Consider the following 19,082-nt stretch of genomic DNA (forward strand, 5'->3'; position numbering starts at 1 on the left):
TATATCAAATATTACAATATTGAAAGAATAAAACTGAATTTAAATGGAATGAGCCCGACACAATATCGAGCTCATTATTATCAAAATTAATTATAAATTTGTCTAAAATTTTGGGTGCAGTCTATTTTTAACGAGATGATTTTTTTTATAAATGAGATTGTTTTTAAATTTCTACACCATTCAACTTACTGTTTTTTCGGCTAAAGCTAAAATAGATTACCAATCCAATTAAAAGCCAAACTCCAAAATAAATCCAGTTCCAAACGCTAAGTTCTGCCATCATATACAAACAACAAATCAAGCCTAATAGTGGAATCAAAGATAAATTTTCTTTGTAAGACCAAACCATCAATCCAACTAAAACAACTAGGAAAATCCACATTGGAATTTTATGTTTGAACAAACCAAAACCACTTTCATATTTAACAGAATCGGCAATTGGTAAACCAGCAATAACTGACGCATATTTTGCATCATCTTGTTGGTACTGACTTAACAAATGTTCTAAATCCGGTGTTTCGGTCGTACTGTTTTTAGCGTCAATCGTTACTAAATAATCGTATACTTTTTGAGTTTCTTCTTTATTTAACGATGTGATTATATCCGCAGCATTATTGATTTGAGTTTCATTCGTAATAAAATCCATCGTCGCTTTCTTATTGTATCCAAAAGCAAATACCAATCCGATAATAAGCAAAACCGGCATAATAAATTTTGAATTCACATACGGTGTTTTGAACTTTCCTCTTGGAATATCAGTCTTGTTTTGCAAAGCCAAAACTCCAGCACAAACCAATACAAAGGCGAATAAAGTCCCAATACTACACAAATCTGTAACCAATGTTAAGTTCAAAAACAAAGCTGGAACTGCTACTACAAAACCAGTAACAATAGTCGCGTAAGAAGGTGTTTTATATTTTGGATGCACTTTTGAAAAGCGTTTTGGCAACAATCCATCACGGCTCATACTCATCCAGATACGCGGCTGTCCCATTTGGAAAACCAATAAAACACTCGCCATAGCCACTACTGCACTTACTGCAATAATTCCTGACATCCATTTTAGGTCTAATTTTTCAAATACAAAAGCTAATGGATCACCTACATTCAATTGGTCATAAGAAACCATACCTGTTAATACTAACGCTATAGCAATATATAAAATGGTACATATAATAATGGCCCACATCATTCCTCTTGGCAAATCGCGTTGTGGATCTTTACATTCTTCTGCTGTTGTTGAAATAGCATCAAAACCGATATAAGCAAAAAACACTGCTGAAACTCCTTTCAAAACTCCTGTAACTCCATTAGGTGCAAATGGATCCCAATTAGCAGTATCTACATAAAACACACCTACAGCAATTACTAAAAGAACGATACACAGTTTCACAACCACCATGATATTACTCGCATTTCGGGATTCTTTCATCCCGCGATAAATCAATGCTGTAATTAATACAATAATTAATAATGCCGGAAGATCCGCTACAAAATGAAATGAACCAATAACAGGTGAAGTTGTCCATGCCGTGTAAGCATCTTGCAAAGCAGGACTTAAGTTGGCATACTCTTTTCCTCCTTGCATCAGTGCAGTAGCATCATCAAACCCTCTAGAGGCGGACAAGAAATCCATTTGAACCCATTGTGGTAAATGAAGACCTCCACTCTCCAGTAAACCTGTAAAATAATCACTCCACGATATGGCGACCGTTATATTACCCACAGAATATTCCATTATTAATGCCCAACCAATAATCCAAGCAATAATTTCTCCAAAAGCAACATACGAATAGGTATAAGCACTTCCGGAAACAGGAACCATCGAGGCAAATTCAGCATAAGCAAAAGCAGCAAAACTACACGCTATAGCAGTAAACAAGAATAGAAAGATAACTGCAGGACCTCCATCGGCACTTGCTTTTCCAATCGTACTAAAAATACCGGCTCCTACAATTGCAGCGATTCCAAAAGCAGTCAAATCTCGTGCAGTCAAATGTTTACCTAAGGCATTATGTCCATCAGTATTATTTTTCTCAACTTGTTTTAAAATATCCTGTACTGTCTTTTTTCTGAATAAACCGTTTAACGCCATATTGTAAATTTTATCATTAAAAATTAATATACTGTAAATTATATGTTTTTATGTTAGATATTATGCAAATATTCTTCAAAAATCAAAAGTATAAAACAAATTGAACTAATGCAGTTTCTACAACTATTTTTTTTTATTATTTTTCAATACGTTTAAAATGATTTATTTTTCAACTAAAAAAGTCAAATAAAATAATTTCAACCCTAAAAAAGAAAATCTATTAAAATTGAAAAATAAATTTCTGTTGTCTTTAAAACGTATTGTGGTTTGCTGATTATTTCAAACAACTCCTTAAAATTGTCACCGGATGCAATGCTTTTCTGCTGGTTCCGTCAAAAATCTGGTGGCGACAGCTGGTTCCCGCCGCAGCAATAGTTGTTGTTGAGTCTGTTGTTCTAATTTTTGGAAACAATGTATCTTCACCCATTTGCATGCTGATTTCATAATGTTCTTTTTCATATCCAAAAGAACCTGCCATACCACAACAACCCGAATTATAAATGGTAACCGAACTGTTTTTTGGTACATTCAACATTGCAAAAGTCGCTTCAATCGTACTCAATGACTTTTGATGACAGTGTCCGTGAATTTTTATTGTTTTCGCTTCCTCAGAAAATTGTTCTGCATGAATTTTACCTGAAGTAATCTCATTTTTGAAAAACTCTTCAATCGTAAATACGTTTTTGGCTAATTTTTCAGCACCTTCTTTATCATCAGCCAATCGAATATATTCATCTCTAAAGGTTAATATCGCCGAAGGTTCAATTCCTATCAACGGACAATCAGCAGTAATATAATTCGAAAAAATGCCAACGTTTATATTCGCAATTGCTTTTGCTTCTTCGAGAAAACCTTTAGAAATAAACGCTCTTCCGCTTTCTTCATGATCCACCAGAATCACTTCATAACCTAATTCTGTTAATAACTCGTACGCATCTATTCCAACCGAAACATCATAGAAATTAGTGAATTCATCACAAAACAAACATACTTTTCCGTTTACAAAAGAATCACTTGGCGCCTGATTCCAATTTTTCTCATACCATTTTCTAAAAGTCTTTGGAGCCAAAAGCGGCACTTCTCTTTTTGGTGCAATTCCCATGCTTTTTTTTACCAAAGGCAAATTCACCATAAAATTAGTGAACCTTGGAGTGATACTTCCCAGTCCATTCAGTTTGGCATTAAAAGCAAAAACTTTATTTCGCCATGAAAATCCATTTGCTTTTTGGTATTGGTACAAAAACTCCGATTTTAAAGCTGCAACATCCACATTACTGGGACATTCGCTCGCGCACGCTTTACAACTTACGCACAAGTCAAATACTTTATATAATTCTTCGTGATCGAATTTATTATCTTTTTCTGAATGCGTCAGGTATTCTCTCAACGCATTGGCTCTGGCACGCGTCGTATCTTTTTCATTTCGGGTAGCGCGGTAACTTGGACACAAAGTCCCACCGGCCGAAGGTAATTTTCTGCAATCACCGGAACCATTGCATTTTTCCGCGGCACGCAAAATCCCCATACTATCAGAGAAATCCTGAATTGTTTGTATATCCGGTTCTGCTCTACCTGCTTCCACTCTAAGATTTTCATCCATTTTGAAAGCGTTCACAATTTTCCCAACATTCAAAATGGTATTCGGGTCAAAAGCAAGTTTGATTCTTTTCAACAATTCATAATTTTGGTCTCCAATCATGAATGGCAAAAACTCACCACGAACAATTCCATCTCCGTGTTCCCCACTCAATGATCCTCTGTATTTTTTAACCAAAATAGCGACTTCGGTAGCAATGTTTCTAAATTGGTGCAGCCCTTCTTTTGTCTTTAAGTTTAAAACCGGTCGCAAGTGAATTTCTCCGGCTCCGGCATGTGCATAATAAATAGCACTCTGCCCATGACGTTTCATCATGGCGGAGAACTCGGCAATATAATTGGGTAAATCACTCAATTCTACAGCGGTATCCTCAATAGAATCAGCGGCTTTATCATCACCTACAATACTTCCTAAAAGTCCGAGACCTGCTTTTCGTAACTCATTTATTTTATCAATATCAGCTCCATAAATTTTTGGCAAAGCATACCCAAAATTATTTCGTTCCAAATCTGCAATCAAATCATTCGCTTGTCTTTCGGCATCTTCCATACTAATATGCGAAGCTACTTCGAGCATAATAACCGCTTTTGGTTCGCCTTGAATAAAAAATCTGTTTTTGGCTTGCTCTCGATTGGTTTTAGTACAATCCAATATCGTGTCATCCATCATTTCACACGTATACAAATGATGTTTCATCGCAGTAACTACAGCTTCTAAACTTTCCTGAATGGTATGAAAATGAGCCACTACCATAACATTATTTGTTGGTGGCAAATCGTCCACTTTCAGCGTTATTTCTGTAGTAAACGCTAAAGTTCCTTCGCTTCCGCAAAGAAGTTTCCCTAAATTTATCGTATTTTCTGTTCCTCCAAAAAGTTCTGATTTTAATAATAAATCAATTGCGTAACCGGTATTTCTTCTGTGAATTTCAGGTTTCGGAAATTCTTTTACAATCTCTTTTTGGTTTTCTGTATTCGAAAGTTCCTCATAAATCGTTTTATAAATTGAACTTTCTAGTGTGTTTCCTTTTGTTTTTTCAATGAATTCGGTCGAAGTCATTTCTTTGAATACTACCGAAGTTCCATCACTCAAAACCGCTTTAATTTCCACTATTTTATCTCGGGTAACACCATAGCGTATTGATGTGGTTCCCGATGAATTATTCCCTACCATTCCTCCAATCATACATCGATTGGAGGTTGAAGTATTGGGTCCAAAAAACAATCCGTGTTCTTTTAAATATAAATTCAGTTCATCCCGAATTACTCCCGGCTGCACAGTGACCGTTTTTTGTGCGGAATCAAAAGCGACAATCTTGGTAAAATGTTTCGAAACATCTACAATTATTCCATTCCCTACTGTTTGACCTGCCAAGGAAGTTCCAGCAGTTCTGGGCGTTATTGAAATTTTATTTTTTGCTGCAAAGCGAATAATTTTGACAATATCCTCCTCTGATTTTGGAATCGCTACCGCAACTGGCATAATCCGATACGCAGAAGCATCTGTGGCATACAATGTTTTATGAAGATCATCATATAAAAATGTTCCTTCTAATGATTCGGATAATTGCTGTAATTGAGGCGTGATTGACATTTAGTGGAGTAAATTGCTATTATTTTCACAAATATAAATATATACCTTATTATACGTTAAAAAATCAAATAAGAAAAATTCAAAATATTCAAATCCTTTTATGGTTTGTCAGAAAGTGCATTCAAACGGATTTAGAAAAAATTGGCAAAGAAATTGCGCTGTTAAAATAAGTCAAATTTTAAAACCATTTTAACTGGTAAATTTCGCTAAAAAAACTATTTTTGAATACTTTATAAACAAGACTCTAATGAAAAATTACAAGCACACCCTTTTGCTTATTTCGTTCCTTTTACTTTCTTTTTGGAATGGTAACGCACAAGCAATGGCAACAAATCCAAAAAATGAATTTAGAGCCGTTTGGATTGCTACCGTGGTAAATATTGACTGGCCAAAAACCAGTACTGATAATGTAGCCAAACAAAAAGCTGATTATATTGAGATTTTAGACACGTATAAAAAACTAAATTATAATGCCGTGATAGTTCAGATTCGAAGTGTCGGCGATGCTTTTTATCCAACAAAATTAGCGCCTTGGTCCCGTTTTTTGACTGGAAAAGAAGGACAAGCTCCAAAACCCTATTTTGACACATTGGCTTGGATGATTGCTGAAACTCATGCCCGTGGATTTGAATTTCATGCTTGGTTAAATCCATATCGTGCTACAATGGATTACAATACCGCACTATTAAGTCCGGAACATGACTATTTCAAACATTCGGACTGGATGATTAAATACGGTGGAAAATATTATTACAATCCCGCATTACCAGAAGTTCAAAAACATTTATTGACCGTTGTGGAAGAAGTAGTTCAAAATTATGACATTGATGCCATACATTTTGACGACTATTTTTATCCGTACAGAATAAAAGGAGAAGTATTTAATGATACCGATTCTTTCAAAAAATATGGAAACGGAATGAGTATAGAGGATTGGAGACGTTCGAATGTGAATACTTTTGTGAAAGATGTTTCAGTTTCTATTAAAAACATCAAACCTTGGGTACAATTTGGTATCAGCCCGTTTGGAGTTTGGAGAAATAAATCTGTGGATCCAAAAGGTTCAGAAACAGAAGCCGGACAAACTAATTATGACGATTTATTCGCTGATCCTTTGGCCTGGATGGAAAACAAATGGATTGATTACCTTGTTCCGCAATTGTACTGGAGTATGGATCATCCTAAAGCTTCCTATTCAAAACTACTGCGCTGGTGGTCTGAAAATTCAACGAATACAGCAATCTACATTGGAAACGGAACCTATAAAATCAACACGGATTCTGATAAAAGATGGAATAATCCAAATGAAATTCCGAATCAAATAGACATTACCAGATCCTACAAAAACATTCAGGGAAATGCTTTTTTTAGTGCCAAATCGTTTTTGAATAAAAATCAAAGCGTGACTAAATTACTAACAGAAAACCAATACAAATATCCTGCTCTTCCTAATGTGGTTCCTAGTTCTGTGAAAAAAATGGCTATCGTACCCACAGCGAATAATATTTTGATAGATCCTATTTCATCAAGATTCAATGTTACGTATCCTTTGTATAGTAAAGTGCGTTATGTTATGGTTTATGGTGCCAAATTCAATTCAAAAATTGATGTAAACGATCCAAGCCAAATTCTTGATAAAATAGCATTCAAAGACAATGTTGATACTGTTGAAGTTGTGATTCCAACATACAAATTAGACAAAAATACAACCTGCGCGATTACATTCATTGATTTTTATGGTAATGAAAGTGACCCAACTTTAGTGAACTTTACGCTATAAAATTTAATCGAATATAATACGCTAAAAATGAAAACAGACAATAGACCTTGGTATTGGATTCCCCTTTTAAACTTTGCTTCCGGATTGCCTTATGCCATTATTATTTCGGTATCGGTGATTATGTACAAAAACCTCGGAATCAACAATGAGGACATTGGGATTTATACCAGTTTACTGTACTTACCTTGGGTAATTAAACCGTTATGGAGTCCGTTTATTGATCTCTATTCGACTAAAAGAAAGTGGTTTTTAAGCATGCAATTGCTCATTTCACTAGCTTTTTTGATTGTGGGTTTAACGATTCCTTTGAGTAATTTTTTCGTTATCAGTTTAGCCGTTTTTTGGGTTGCCGCATTTGCATCTGCCTCTAATGATGTGGCGAGTGATGGCTTTTATATGTTGGCTTTAGAAAAAGACCAACAATCCTTTTTCCTAGGCATCAGAAGTACTTTTTACAGACTTTCCATGCTTACCGGAAATGGATTAATCGTGGTTATTGCCGGTTATTTGGAACAAGAATATGGTGATAAACAAAAGGCTTGGTCGTATACCATGGTAGTTGTAGGATTAATTATGACAGTAATTACCATTTATAATTATTTTTCGACTCCAAAAATTGAAGCAAAAATCTCAGAAACAAAAACAGAATCAGTTCCAAATAAGAGTTTCGGAGCTGTTTTTGCAACTTTTTTTCAAAAGAAACAAATTGGTTTAGTGTTGTCGTTCATTCTATTATTCAGATTAGGGGAATCGCAACTGTTAAAAATGCTGACTCCTTTTTTAATAGATCCAATAACTGCAGGCGGAATGGGTTTAACCACACAAGATGTTGGTGTGATTTATGGGACTTTTGGTGTGATTTCGCTTACTATTGGAGGGATTTTAGGAGGCATTGTTATTTCTAGAGATGGATTAGGAAAATGGATGTTACCCATGATTTTAGCCATGCACTTACCCATAATTGGATTCATTTTATTGTCACATTTTCACCCTGGCTCTGTTTTTTATATTTATGCAACGGTAATCGCGGAACAATTCGGCTATGGATTTGGTTTTGCCGCTTTCATGATGTATTTAATTTATGTGGCCGATGGAGAATCAAAAACGTCCCACTACTCCATTGCAACCGGATTTATGGCATTAGGAATGATGCTTCCGGGAATGATAAGCGGTTATATTCAAGAATATTTGGGGTATGGAAATTTCTTTATTTGGGTGTTTTTGGCAACCATACCGGGATTAATTTTATCCCGATTTTTAATTTTTCCAGCCGATTTTGGAAAGAAATCAGATATTTAATTTTACCATTTAAAGTTGTTTCAGAATGACATTAGAACATAAAATAGGACAATTTTTCTTTCCAGCCGTTTTCATTAATGATACCGAGGAAAATATTCAGGCTACTGAACGATTGATTAGAGATTACAATATAGGCGGATTGACTTTTTTTCATAGCCGAGCCAGTGCGGCAACGAATTATGAAACCAAGAAAAAAGTAGTCCTGAATGATGATAGTTTTCAACGTTTAAAGGAACTCATTATCAGGTACCAGAATTATGCTACGACTCCATTATTAATGAGTATTGATGCCGAATGGGGATTAGCCATGCGCGTCGAAAAAACACCTCAATATCCATATGCAATTACTCTTGGCGCTTTGCCGGAAAGTGAAAAACATTTGGTTTACGAAGTGGGGAAACAAATAGGTTTAGACTTAAAATCCGTTGGGATTCATTATAATTTAGCGCCATTGGCGGACATCAATAACAACCCGAATAATCCGGTAATTGGGTACCGTTCTTTTGGTCAAAACAAAGAAAAAGTAGCTGATTTTGCGCTGGAATATCTTAGAGGAATGAATGATGTCGGGATTTTAGGATGCCTCAAACATTTTCCCGGACACGGAAATACTAATGTCGATTCGCACTTAGGATTACCGGTTTTAAAAGAAACATTGGACGAATTACTAGCCAATGAATTAGTTCCATTTATAAAAGGAATCGAGAATAATGTCGATTCAATTATGATTGGTCATTTGGCCGTTCCAGCTTTGAACGAAGGAAAAGATACTTCGGCGACGTTATCAAAATCCGTGATCGAAACACTTTTGCGCAAGCAATTGGGCTATGATGGATTAGTGATTTCGGATGCGTTGAACATGCATAGCGTTTCTAAATTATACGATCAAAAAGGACAATTGGAATGGGAAGCTTTCAATGCCGGAAATGATGTGTTATGCTTTGCCGAAAATGTTCCCGAAGGAATTCAGGAAATCTTAAAAAACGCAACTCCGGAGCAAATTGAAGCCAGTTTTCAACGCATTTGGAAATGCAAACAAAAAGCAGGAATTACAGACGGAAATCTGAACTTGCCAAACCTTTCAGAAAATGATTTTGATTTTGAAACCACTTCGAAATTAAACCTGAAAATTGCTCAAAACTCCATTACAAAAATAAAAGACAATCACAATACCGTGACCGTTTTTGATGCTAAAAACAGAGAGGATTTCGCCAAAATCAGCATTTATAAAAATACCAACACTGTGTTTTTTAAAAGCTTGACAAACGCTTTGCCTTCCCCAGAATTTAGTTATGAAACTGGAGGTGAATCCGTTTTGAAGGAATTAGAAAAAAATTTAAATAGATTTGACACGCTGGTTATTTCTTTATTTGTTCCAAAGGCAAAACCTTTAAATAATTTTGACATTGAAGACTCCGTACTTCAATTTTTAGGCAACTTATTCACCACCAAAAAATGTGTTTTGTATGTTTTTGGGAATCCGTATGCATTACAAATAATTCCAAATCTAGAACATGCTTTGGGAATTGTAGAAATGTATCAAGATTTTGCAGAATTTCAAGAAGCCGCCGCCGAACAACTTTTGGAAAACACAAAATGCAAAGGAACTCTTCCTGTGGAGGTTAACTTCCTGTAATTAATACCTTAAATCTTTCGAAAATAACAGTATAGTAATTCCCTATTTTGAAATAAATATTTATAATCAACTGCTATTCCTATTTACTTTTAGTATAACTACTTTTGCACCATCAAAAAAATAACTAAAAAAGTAAATAAAATGTCATTAGTAGGTAAAAAATTTCCAAGTATTGCAGTAGACGCTATCTCTGAAATGGGTGATAATTTAAAAATCAACATTTTCGAAGAAGCTGTAAATAATAACAAAAAAGTACTTTTGTTTTGGTACCCAAAAGATTTTACATTCGTTTGCCCAACTGAATTACATGCTTTTCAAGCAGCTTTACCAGAATTCGAAAAAAGAAATACAATTGTTATAGGTGCATCTTGCGATACCAATGAAGTGCATTTTGCATGGTTAAATACTGCAAAAAACAATGGTGGAATTGAAGGTGTTACTTACCCAATTCTTGCTGATACAAACAGAAACTTATCTAATATTTTAGGAATCCTTGATGTTGAATCAACTAGCTACAGCGAAGATACTGATTCTATCATTATTGAAGGTTCTAATGTAACGTACAGAGCAACTTACCTTATTGATGAAACTGGAAAAATTTTCCACGAAAGTGTAAACGATATGCCATTAGGTCGTAATGTAAATGAATATTTACGTATGGTTGATGCTTATGCACACATTCAAGAAAAAGGAGAAGTTTGTCCTGCAAACTGGGAAGCTGGAAAAGAAGCAATGAGTGCTGACAGAAAAAGTACTGCTGAATACTTAAGTTTAAACTAATTCAATAACAATGTCAATTGCAATACCAAATTTCAATTAAAACATTGAATATTGCTATTGCAATTGCATTTTGAAATTCAATAAATATGTTAATCGAATTAACCGAAGATACGTTACAGGATTTAATTGCAAAAGACGAGAAAGTAGTCGTTCAATTTTCGGCATCATGGTGCGGAAATTGCCGAATTATGAAGCCAAAATTCAAAAAATTAGCTTCAGAAAACGAAGCAATCACTTTTGCCCTTGTTGATGCTGAAAATTTTCCAGAATCCAGAAAATTAGCGAATGTGAGTAATTTACCAACTTTTGCCACTTTTGTTAATGGAAAATTGGTAAACGAAACACAAACCAATAAACAAGAAGTACTAATTGAATTAGTAAACGAAATAGTTTAATCATTTCTTAGTTTAAAGTTTAAAGTTACCTGACTTTATAAATAAGTTTAATGCAAAACTTACAGAGTATAATGCAACCGCAGCTCAAAACCTTAAACCTTTAAAAACTTTAAATTTTTAAAAAATATGAAATTACCCGTAATTAAGCATTTAACGCAGTTTATAGAAGAAAATGATGAAGATTACATCATAGAAACAATCGAAGTTCTGGAAGCAATGACTGAAATTTCGTCATTGAAAGATGAAGAATTAGATGTTATAGGGGAATTAATTTCTAATATGTACGGCGCTTTGGAAGTTAACAAACTGGTGAAAACCGGAACTGATAAAAAAGAAGCTTTAAACACTTTTATGAAACGTGTTCTGGGTTCTATCGATAAATAAAAGAATTTTTAATTCAACAATTATAAAACGCACTCCGCAACGAGTGCGTTTTTTTATTGAACACATTGGAATCTTACGGTTGATAATTTGAAGCCAAATGGTAAACTTATCACGACATTTGAGGACAAATTCTTAAATAATTTTCATACTTTTGAACCTCATAAAAAAACAAACACTATGGCTTCAATTACATTAGGCGGTAATCCAGTACAGACTTCAGGGGAATTACCAAAAGTAGGAACAAAAATCGCTGATTTTAAATTAGTTAAAACTGATCTTTCATACACTTCACTAGCTGACTTTGCTGGAAAAAAATTAGTTCTAAATATTTTTCCAAGTGTTGATACTGGAACTTGTGCAGCATCAGTTAGAAGATTTAATGAAAGTGCCAGTACTTTAGAGAATACTACTGTTTTATGTATTTCAAGAGATTTGCCATTTGCTCAAAAACGTTTTTGCGGTGCGGAAGGACTTGAAAATGTAGTTAACTTATCTGATTTTTCAGAAGGAAGTTTTGGTAAAACAAATGGTTTAGAAATTACTGACGGACCTTTGGCTGGATTACATTCAAGAGTTATTATTGTTGTTGATGAAAACGGAACAATAACACATACGGAACAAGTTGCTGAAATTGCAGACGAACCAAACTACGAAGCTGCATTAGCGGTACTTTAACAGCATCCGAATGGAATTTCAAAAAGATAATACTTTCTTTACCGGGAGATTAAAAAGTGTCACTTATGCTTTTAAGGGTGCCTTAAAATTGATTACCACAGAGCACAGTATTATGGTACAATTTTCAATAGGAATATTGATGACCATTGCCGGGTTTTATTTTGGCATCTCTAAAACGGAATGGCTTTTTCAAACTTTAGCCATTGGTTTGGTGATGAGTATCGAAGGTTTAAATACAGCAATTGAAAAAGTAGCTGATTTTATTCATCCTAATTATCATGAAAGAATTGGATTCATTAAAGATATTGCGGCAGGAGCAGTATTTTTTGCTGCTTTAACAGCGATAGCAATCGGTTTAATCATATATATCCCAATATTACTTTAGATATTATTATAATCAAGAATGGCAAAAATAAAAAAAACAGCACATTTAGATAAAAAAAACGATGCTAAAGCTGAGGGGAATAATCCATTAAGAATCACCAAACAACACAAAATTGTTTTTGGATCTCTTTTGGTATTGTTTTCAATAGCTTTATTATTTGCGTTTATTTCCTTTTTCATTTACGGACAACAAGATCAAAGCGCTGTTAGAGAAATAACTAACAGGGCTGAAATAGTTCACAATTGGTTGGGGAAATTTGGCGCATTTTTAGCTGATTTACTTATTTACAGAGGTTTTGGAATTGCTGCATTTATATTTGTACGCTTATTTTTCCTAACTGGAATATACATGGTTCTTGGTATTTCTTTAGGAAAGCTCAAGAATATTTGGTTTTGGGATTTATTCGTGATTATTATTTTATCTGTTTTATTTGGATTTTTTGCCACTTCAGCACCTGAATTAGGAGGAACTGTTGGATATGAATTGAATTTATTTCTGCAGGATTACATCGGAAAAACAGGAACATTATTGATTTTGCTATTCGGACTAATCATTTATATAATTTTCAAAATAAAGCTTTCGCCAGAAAGTATTCAATCGTTTTTTGATACTACAAAAAAAGAAATGAAGGCGATTCCAATCACTAATCCGCTAAATAATGGCAAAAGTGGTTATAACTTGGAAGAATTTGCTGTTGTTGAAGACGAACTGGATGACATTCATTTAAAAACGAATGGTTCACAATTCGAAATTAACAAGGAAGCGTTGAAACCAACTATCAGTAATTCATCTGATATTAACAGAGATCCAGTTGCAAAACCACTTGCTATGCAAGTTACACCAGTTGCAACTCCAGAAGTTATATCGAATGCTGACGAATCTTTTGTAATAGAATCGGCTCCGGAAGAAGATATTATAGAAGAAAATCTTGCCTCTCGATTGGTTGCTGATTTTGGATTATTTGATCCAACTTTGGATTTATCTAATTACAAATTCCCTACGATTGATTTATTAAAAGAATATTCGACCGGAGGAATTACCATCAACCAAGAAGAATTAGAAGAAAATAAGAACCGAATTGTAGATACACTGCGCAATTACAAAATAGAAATTGCACAGATAAAAGCGACCGTTGGACCATCGGTTACTTTATATGAAATTGTTCCTGAAGCGGGAATTCGTATTTCAAAAATCAAGAGTCTGGAAGATGATATTGCGTTGTCACTTTCGGCATTAGGAATTCGTATCATTGCTCCTATTCCTGGAAAAGGAACTATAGGAATCGAGGTTCCTAACAAGAATCCAACGATGGTTTCGATGAAAAGTGTTATTGGCTCTGCCAAATTTCAGGAAGCCGAAATGGAATTACCAATCGCTCTTGGAAAAACAATTTCGAACGAAACATTTGTCGTGGATTTAGCCAAAATGCCTCACTTATTGATGGCGGGAGCTACAGGACAAGGAAAGTCTGTTGGTTTGAATGCTGTTCTGACTTCTCTTTTGTACAAAAAACATCCAGCCGAAGTTAAGTTTGTTTTGGTAGACCCTAAAAAAGTTGAACTAACACTTTTTAATAAAATTGAAAGACATTATTTAGCCAAGCTTCCTGACATGGATGATGCTATTATTACGGATAATGCAAAAGTGGTCAACACATTAAATTCACTTTGTGTGGAAATGGACAACCGTTATTCTTTGTTGAAAGATGCGATGGTGCGTAACATCAAAGAGTACAACGATAAATTTAAAGCTCGAAAACTGAATCCTGAAAACGGACACCGATTTTTGCCATACATCGTTCTTGTAGTGGATGAGTTTGCCGATTTGATTATGACTGCCGGAAAAGAAGTCGAAGTTCCTATCGCCCGTTTGGCACAGCTGGCGCGAGCTATTGGAATTCACTTAATTATAGCGACACAGAGACCGTCTGTGAATGTAATTACAGGTTTAATAAAAGCCAATTTTCCTGCGAGAATAGCTTTTAGAGTTACCTCAAAAATTGATTCCCGAACCATTCTGGATACTCAAGGCGCCGATCAATTAATAGGACGTGGTGATATGCTTTATACTAACGGAAATGATGTGGTACGGGTACAATGTGCCTTTATCGACACTCCCGAAGTGGAGAAAATCACTGATTTTATTGGTTCACAAAAAGCATATGCAACAGCTTATTTACTTCCTGAGTTCGTTGGGGAGGAAAGTGGCATTAATCTTGATATGGATATCTCCGATAGAGATACTTTGTTTAGAGAAGCTGCCGAAATCATTGTAAATGCACAACAAGGTTCGGCTTCATTGTTACAAAGAAAACTAAAACTAGGCTACAACAGAGCAGGTCGATTGATTGATCAACTCGAAGCTGCAGGAATTGTAGGCCCTTTTGAAGGAAGTAAAGCACGCAGTGTAAACATTCTGGACATGAGTTCTCTTGATCAATTTTTCAACAATGAACAAAACAACTAATACCATGAAATCAAAAATTCAAGAATCTAAAAAAAACAATACAGAAAATATGGGGAAAAAATTTCTTTTAATTGCAGCATTATTATTTTTTAGTTTCTCAATACAAGCACAAGACAAAAAAGCAAAAGAACTTTTAGATCAAGTTACCGCCAAAGTAAAAAGCTACAATACAATCGTAATCGATTTCAAATATTCTTTGAATAACGCTAAAGAAAACATCAATCAGGACAGTAAAGGAAATGTAACCATGAAGGGAAATCAATATGTCTTGAATTTCATGGGAGTGACTAAAATTTTTGATGGTAAAAAAACATACACCATTGTACCGGAAGATGAGGAAATTACTATTTCTAAAGTCAACGTAAAAGATGATAATGCTATTACACCTTCAAAAATGTTAACTTTTTTCAATACCGGTTATAAATACAATATGGATATTTTACAGAACGTAAAAGGCCGAAAAATTCAGTATATAAAATTGGTTCCTACCAATTCTAAAGATCAGAGAAAAGAAGTATTACTAGGTATTGATATCCAAACCAAACACATCTATAACTTAATAGAAGTGGGTAAAAAAGGTACAAAAACAACTTTAACGGTTAATTCTTTCAAAACCAACCAACCTTTGTCAAAAAATCAATTTACATTTGCGGAAAGTAAATATCCAAATTACTACATCAACAAATTAGATTAATCTATTCGGTGAAAATTCTTGACAAATACTTATTAAAAACATTCTTGACTACATTTACTACGGTATTTGTAATCCTATTTTTCATTTTTATACTTCAAACCGTCTGGTTATTCATATCAGAATTGGCTGGAAAAGATTTAGATTTATTAATGATTATTAAATTCCTGGCATTTTCTATGCCTCGAATTGTACCATTGGTATTGCCTCTTTCTATACTATTGGCTTCCATAATGACCTTTGGTAATTTAGCTGAAAATTATGAATTCGCAGCGATGAAATCTTCTGGAATTTCGTTGCAAAGAGCCATGAGAAGTCTGACAGTATTCATCGTTTTATTAAGTATTGTTGCCTTTTTCTTTTCGAATAATGTGATTCCGTATGCTGAATACAAATTCATCAATTTCAGAAAAAACATTGCGCAGGTAAAACCGGCATTGGCTATAGCCGAAGGTCAGTTTAACGATGTGGGTTTTTACAACATTAAGGTAAATAAAAAATCCGGTGAACAAGGCAATATTCTTACTGGTGTGACAATTCACAAAAAATCAAACATTGGTGACGGAAGTAAAACCGTAATTAAAGCAAAAGATGGTGAGTTAATCAGCAGTGAACAATCCAGTATTTTACAATTGGTGCTTAACGACGGATACTACTACGAGGATATTGTTCCTAAAAAGTATGAAGATCGCATTAAAATGCCTTTTGCCAAAAGCTCCTTTAAAAAACACATCATAAACATCGATTTATCTGAATTAAACAAGACCGATGTAACCGATGAAAGTGTGGCAAATACGAACACAATGCTGACTGTTAATGAATTAAAATACACTTTGGATTCATTGAACAAAAACATAAAAAATGACATTATTTCATTTTCTGAAAATAGCAACATGCGAGTTGGTATTCCTTTAAATAAAAAACTGGAAAAAGCACCAAAAAGAAAACCGCTTCCTAAAGATATTTTGTCATTGTATACTTTAGAACAAAAATCGGATATTTTAAAAATAGCGGTCAGTAATCTTGCCAGCACAACCTACTCCATCGATACCACTAAAGCAGAACTAGACAACAAACAAAAAAATATCAATAAACATTTATTGGCTTTTTACGATAAATTTGTAATTGTATTTGCCTGTTTTCTAATGTTTTTCATTGGAGCACCATTAGGAGCAATCATCAGAAAAGGTGGTTTAGGACTTCCAATTGTTTTTGCAATTTTAATCTTTATTACATTTCACTTTATAAATACTTTTGGCAAAAGAATAGCACAGGAAAACGGAATGACTCCTTTTATGGGAGCTTGGTTATCCTCATTTATCCTGACTCCATTAGCGGTTCTATTAACATACAGAGCCACAAACGATATTGGATTAATAAATATGGACGTTATTCTGGCTCCATTCCAAAAAATAATCAAAAAAATACTACCATCACAAAATTAACAACACAAATGGTTACAAATAACATACAACTCAACACAATTGAAGAAGCGATAGAAGATATTCGCCAAGGAAAAATAATCATTGTTGTTGACGATGAGGACCGCGAAAATGAAGGAGATTTTTTGGCTGCAGCCGAGAAAGTGACACCAGAAATGATAAATTTCATGGCAACACACGGTAGAGGATTAATTTGCGCTCCACTGACAGAAAGCCGTTGTAAAGAATTGGGATTGCATGTAATGGTAAGCAACAATACTGATCCAATGGAAACCGCTTTTACTGTTTCAGTAGATTTAAGAGGCAATGGAGTAACTACAGGAATCTCTGCCGGGGACAGAGCAAAAACTATTTTATCATTAGTTGATTCTAAAACTAAACCACATGATTTAGCACGTCCGGGACATATATTCCCCCTTATTGCAAAACAAGGTGGCGTATTAAGAAGAACAGGACATACCGAAGCTGCTATAGATTTTGCTCGATTAGCTGGATTTAAATCCGCAGGTGTGATTGTAGAAATCATGAACGAAGATGGTTCAATGGCCCGTTTACCACAATTAGTGGAAGTGGCTAAAAAATTCGATTTGAAATTAGTGTCCATCGAAGCTTTAGTGGCCTATAGAATGCAACACGATAGTTTGATCGTTAAAAAAGAAGATTTTGACATTGAGACTCGTTTTGGTACTTTTAGACTAAGAGCATACCAACAAACGACTAATAAGCAAATACATATTGCTTTAACTAAAGGAACTTGGAATTTGGGTGAATCGATTTTAACCAGAATCAATTCGTCACAGGTGAATAATGATTTGTTAGGCACATTGACCAATAATGCAGACCAACAACTGGATGATATGTTTCAAGTAATAAACGAAGCCGGAAAAGGTGCAGTTATTTTCATCAATCAGGACATGCAATCCGTAAATTTGTTGAATCGTATCGCTGAACTTAAATCATTACAAGCACAAGGTGAAATGAAAGCGCCTAAAATTGTTATTGACAGCAAAGATTTTGGTATCGGAGCGCAAATATTACATGATATTGACATCTCAAAAATTAGATTAGTATCCAATACTGAGGGAACAAAACGAGTAGGAATGATTGGATATGGGCTAGAAATAACCGAATATGTAAAGTATTAACCCCATTCATTACTATTTTATAAAAATAAGTTTCATCTAAAGTAAAGAAAATGAAACCTTTAAAAATTAGCCCTGAAAATAGATGCTTTTTTTCTAAAAATAGATTTGCATAACCAAAAAAGGTTCTTATATTTGCACTCGCAATCAGATAATGAAAGCGACATACTGGAGAAATGGCAGAGCGGTCGAATGCGGCAGTCTTGAAAACTGTTGACTGTAACAGGTCCGGGGGTTCGAATCCCTCTTTCTCCGCGGAATTAAAACCCTAGCTACTGTTAATCAGTAAGTTAGGGTTTTTTATTTTTACTTCTAGCCCACATTTAGCCCACATTCATTATATATACTATCAAAACTTGTTTACAATAGAATATAATCCTTTTAAGTCGATTTTAGCTTGTAAATTCCATTCTTGATTATTGGAAGCATTTCACAAAAAACATCGTTATACGGCTTCGCATACCCCTCTTTTATCATAATTTCGTTTAAAACTCTGCCATCATTTAAAATTAGGTAACCAAGGTGGAAAAACCAGTCAAATTGACCACCCTATTCCAGTGTAAATTGACCACCACTTTCCAGTTCAAACTGACCACCTGATTTTAGGGTAAAATTGAGCATTAAAAACTACTGACTTTTTCATGTTGTTAGCACCATACATTCGTTAAAAAATACGGATTATGGCAAACAAAATAACAGACATGAGTAAAATTAGAAAAGCA

General features: G+C 34.5%; 14 protein-coding genes and 1 tRNA gene. 13 read left to right on the plus strand and 2 right to left on the minus strand.

The genetic code is table 11. The features are described from left to right. Positions 1–163: 163 nt before the first annotated feature. Positions 164–2,095, minus strand: a complete 1,932-nt coding sequence (locus QLS31_RS15485; RefSeq protein WP_282744597.1) for an amino acid permease — start codon at positions 2,093–2,095, stop codon at positions 164–166. A 274-nt stretch (positions 2,096–2,369) separates the two neighbouring features. After that, on the minus strand, positions 2,370–5,285 hold the full coding sequence (locus QLS31_RS15490) for an FAD-binding and (Fe-S)-binding domain-containing protein (RefSeq protein ID WP_282744598.1): 2,916 nt from the start codon (positions 5,283–5,285) through the stop codon (positions 2,370–2,372). A gap of 247 nt (positions 5,286–5,532) precedes the next feature. On the opposite strand from QLS31_RS15490, the gene QLS31_RS15495 reads away from it, so the two are divergent. The 13 genes from QLS31_RS15495 to QLS31_RS15555 all read left to right on the plus strand — a co-directional run bounded on the left by QLS31_RS15495 (position 5,533) and on the right by QLS31_RS15555 (position 18,615). After that, complete coding sequence (locus tag QLS31_RS15495) at positions 5,533–7,065, plus strand: family 10 glycosylhydrolase (RefSeq protein ID WP_282744599.1); 1,533 nt, start codon at positions 5,533–5,535, stop codon at positions 7,063–7,065. Between the two features lie 27 nt (positions 7,066–7,092). After that, complete coding sequence (locus QLS31_RS15500; protein WP_282744600.1) at positions 7,093–8,364, plus strand: MFS transporter; 1,272 nt, start codon at positions 7,093–7,095, stop codon at positions 8,362–8,364. Positions 8,365–8,389: 25 nt separating this feature from the next. Then, positions 8,390–10,000, plus strand: a complete 1,611-nt coding sequence (locus tag QLS31_RS15505) for a glycoside hydrolase family 3 N-terminal domain-containing protein (RefSeq protein ID WP_282744601.1) — start codon at positions 8,390–8,392, stop codon at positions 9,998–10,000. A 141-nt stretch (positions 10,001–10,141) separates the two neighbouring features. Then, positions 10,142–10,780, plus strand: a complete 639-nt coding sequence (locus QLS31_RS15510; RefSeq protein WP_099715181.1) for a peroxiredoxin — start codon at positions 10,142–10,144, stop codon at positions 10,778–10,780. Between the two features lie 86 nt (positions 10,781–10,866). After that, complete coding sequence (locus QLS31_RS15515; RefSeq protein ID WP_099715180.1) at positions 10,867–11,175, plus strand: thioredoxin family protein; 309 nt, start codon at positions 10,867–10,869, stop codon at positions 11,173–11,175. Positions 11,176–11,301: 126 nt separating this feature from the next. Continuing rightward, on the plus strand, positions 11,302–11,559 hold the full coding sequence (locus QLS31_RS15520; RefSeq protein WP_091172168.1) for a hypothetical protein: 258 nt from the start codon (positions 11,302–11,304) through the stop codon (positions 11,557–11,559). 177 nt (positions 11,560–11,736) lie between these two features. Then, entirely contained in the window at positions 11,737–12,234 is a 498-nt protein-coding gene (tpx, locus tag QLS31_RS15525) for a thiol peroxidase (protein WP_099715179.1), read from the plus strand. Between the two features lie 10 nt (positions 12,235–12,244). Further along, a complete protein-coding gene (locus QLS31_RS15530; protein WP_099715178.1) occupies positions 12,245–12,619 on the plus strand; it encodes a diacylglycerol kinase family protein in 375 nt (124 codons plus the stop codon). Between the two features lie 18 nt (positions 12,620–12,637). After that, positions 12,638–15,085, plus strand: a complete 2,448-nt coding sequence (locus tag QLS31_RS15535) for a DNA translocase FtsK (RefSeq protein WP_282744602.1) — start codon at positions 12,638–12,640, stop codon at positions 15,083–15,085. A 4-nt stretch (positions 15,086–15,089) separates the two neighbouring features. Further along, entirely contained in the window at positions 15,090–15,779 is a 690-nt protein-coding gene (locus QLS31_RS15540) for an outer membrane lipoprotein carrier protein LolA (RefSeq protein ID WP_282744603.1), read from the plus strand. 8 nt (positions 15,780–15,787) lie between these two features. Then, positions 15,788–17,221 (plus strand): LptF/LptG family permease, encoded by a 1,434-nt coding sequence (locus QLS31_RS15545; protein ID WP_121342297.1) that lies wholly within the window; start codon positions 15,788–15,790, stop codon positions 17,219–17,221. A gap of 8 nt (positions 17,222–17,229) precedes the next feature. After that, entirely contained in the window at positions 17,230–18,363 is a 1,134-nt protein-coding gene (gene ribB / locus QLS31_RS15550; protein ID WP_099715175.1) for a 3,4-dihydroxy-2-butanone-4-phosphate synthase, read from the plus strand. Positions 18,364–18,530: 167 nt separating this feature from the next. Next, positions 18,531–18,615, plus strand: a tRNA-Ser gene (locus tag QLS31_RS15555). Positions 18,616–19,082: the final 467 nt, after the last annotated feature.

It is taken from the genome of Flavobacterium sp. XS2P24, from assembly GCF_030010285.1.
GTDB classification, from domain to species: Bacteria; Bacteroidota; Bacteroidia; order Flavobacteriales; family Flavobacteriaceae; genus Flavobacterium; species Flavobacterium algoritolerans.

Coding starts and splice junctions, on each gene's coding strand:
- QLS31_RS15485 (WP_282744597.1), bottom strand. CDS start 2,095: ATGGCGTTAAACGGTTTATTCAGAAAAAAGACAGTACAGGATATTTTA.
- ribB (WP_099715175.1), top strand. CDS start 17,230: ATGGTTACAAATAACATACAACTCAACACAATTGAAGAAGCGATAGAA.
- QLS31_RS15490 (WP_282744598.1), bottom strand. CDS start 5,285: ATGTCAATCACGCCTCAATTACAGCAATTATCCGAATCATTAGAAGGA.
- QLS31_RS15495 (WP_282744599.1), top strand. CDS start 5,533: ATGAAAAATTACAAGCACACCCTTTTGCTTATTTCGTTCCTTTTACTT.
- QLS31_RS15505 (WP_282744601.1), top strand. CDS start 8,390: ATGACATTAGAACATAAAATAGGACAATTTTTCTTTCCAGCCGTTTTC.
- tpx (WP_099715179.1), top strand. CDS start 11,737: ATGGCTTCAATTACATTAGGCGGTAATCCAGTACAGACTTCAGGGGAA.
- QLS31_RS15500 (WP_282744600.1), top strand. CDS start 7,093: ATGAAAACAGACAATAGACCTTGGTATTGGATTCCCCTTTTAAACTTT.
- QLS31_RS15510 (WP_099715181.1), top strand. CDS start 10,142: ATGTCATTAGTAGGTAAAAAATTTCCAAGTATTGCAGTAGACGCTATC.
- QLS31_RS15520 (WP_091172168.1), top strand. CDS start 11,302: ATGAAATTACCCGTAATTAAGCATTTAACGCAGTTTATAGAAGAAAAT.
- QLS31_RS15535 (WP_282744602.1), top strand. CDS start 12,638: ATGGCAAAAATAAAAAAAACAGCACATTTAGATAAAAAAAACGATGCT.
- QLS31_RS15515 (WP_099715180.1), top strand. CDS start 10,867: ATGTTAATCGAATTAACCGAAGATACGTTACAGGATTTAATTGCAAAA.
- QLS31_RS15540 (WP_282744603.1), top strand. CDS start 15,090: ATGAAATCAAAAATTCAAGAATCTAAAAAAAACAATACAGAAAATATG.
- QLS31_RS15530 (WP_099715178.1), top strand. CDS start 12,245: ATGGAATTTCAAAAAGATAATACTTTCTTTACCGGGAGATTAAAAAGT.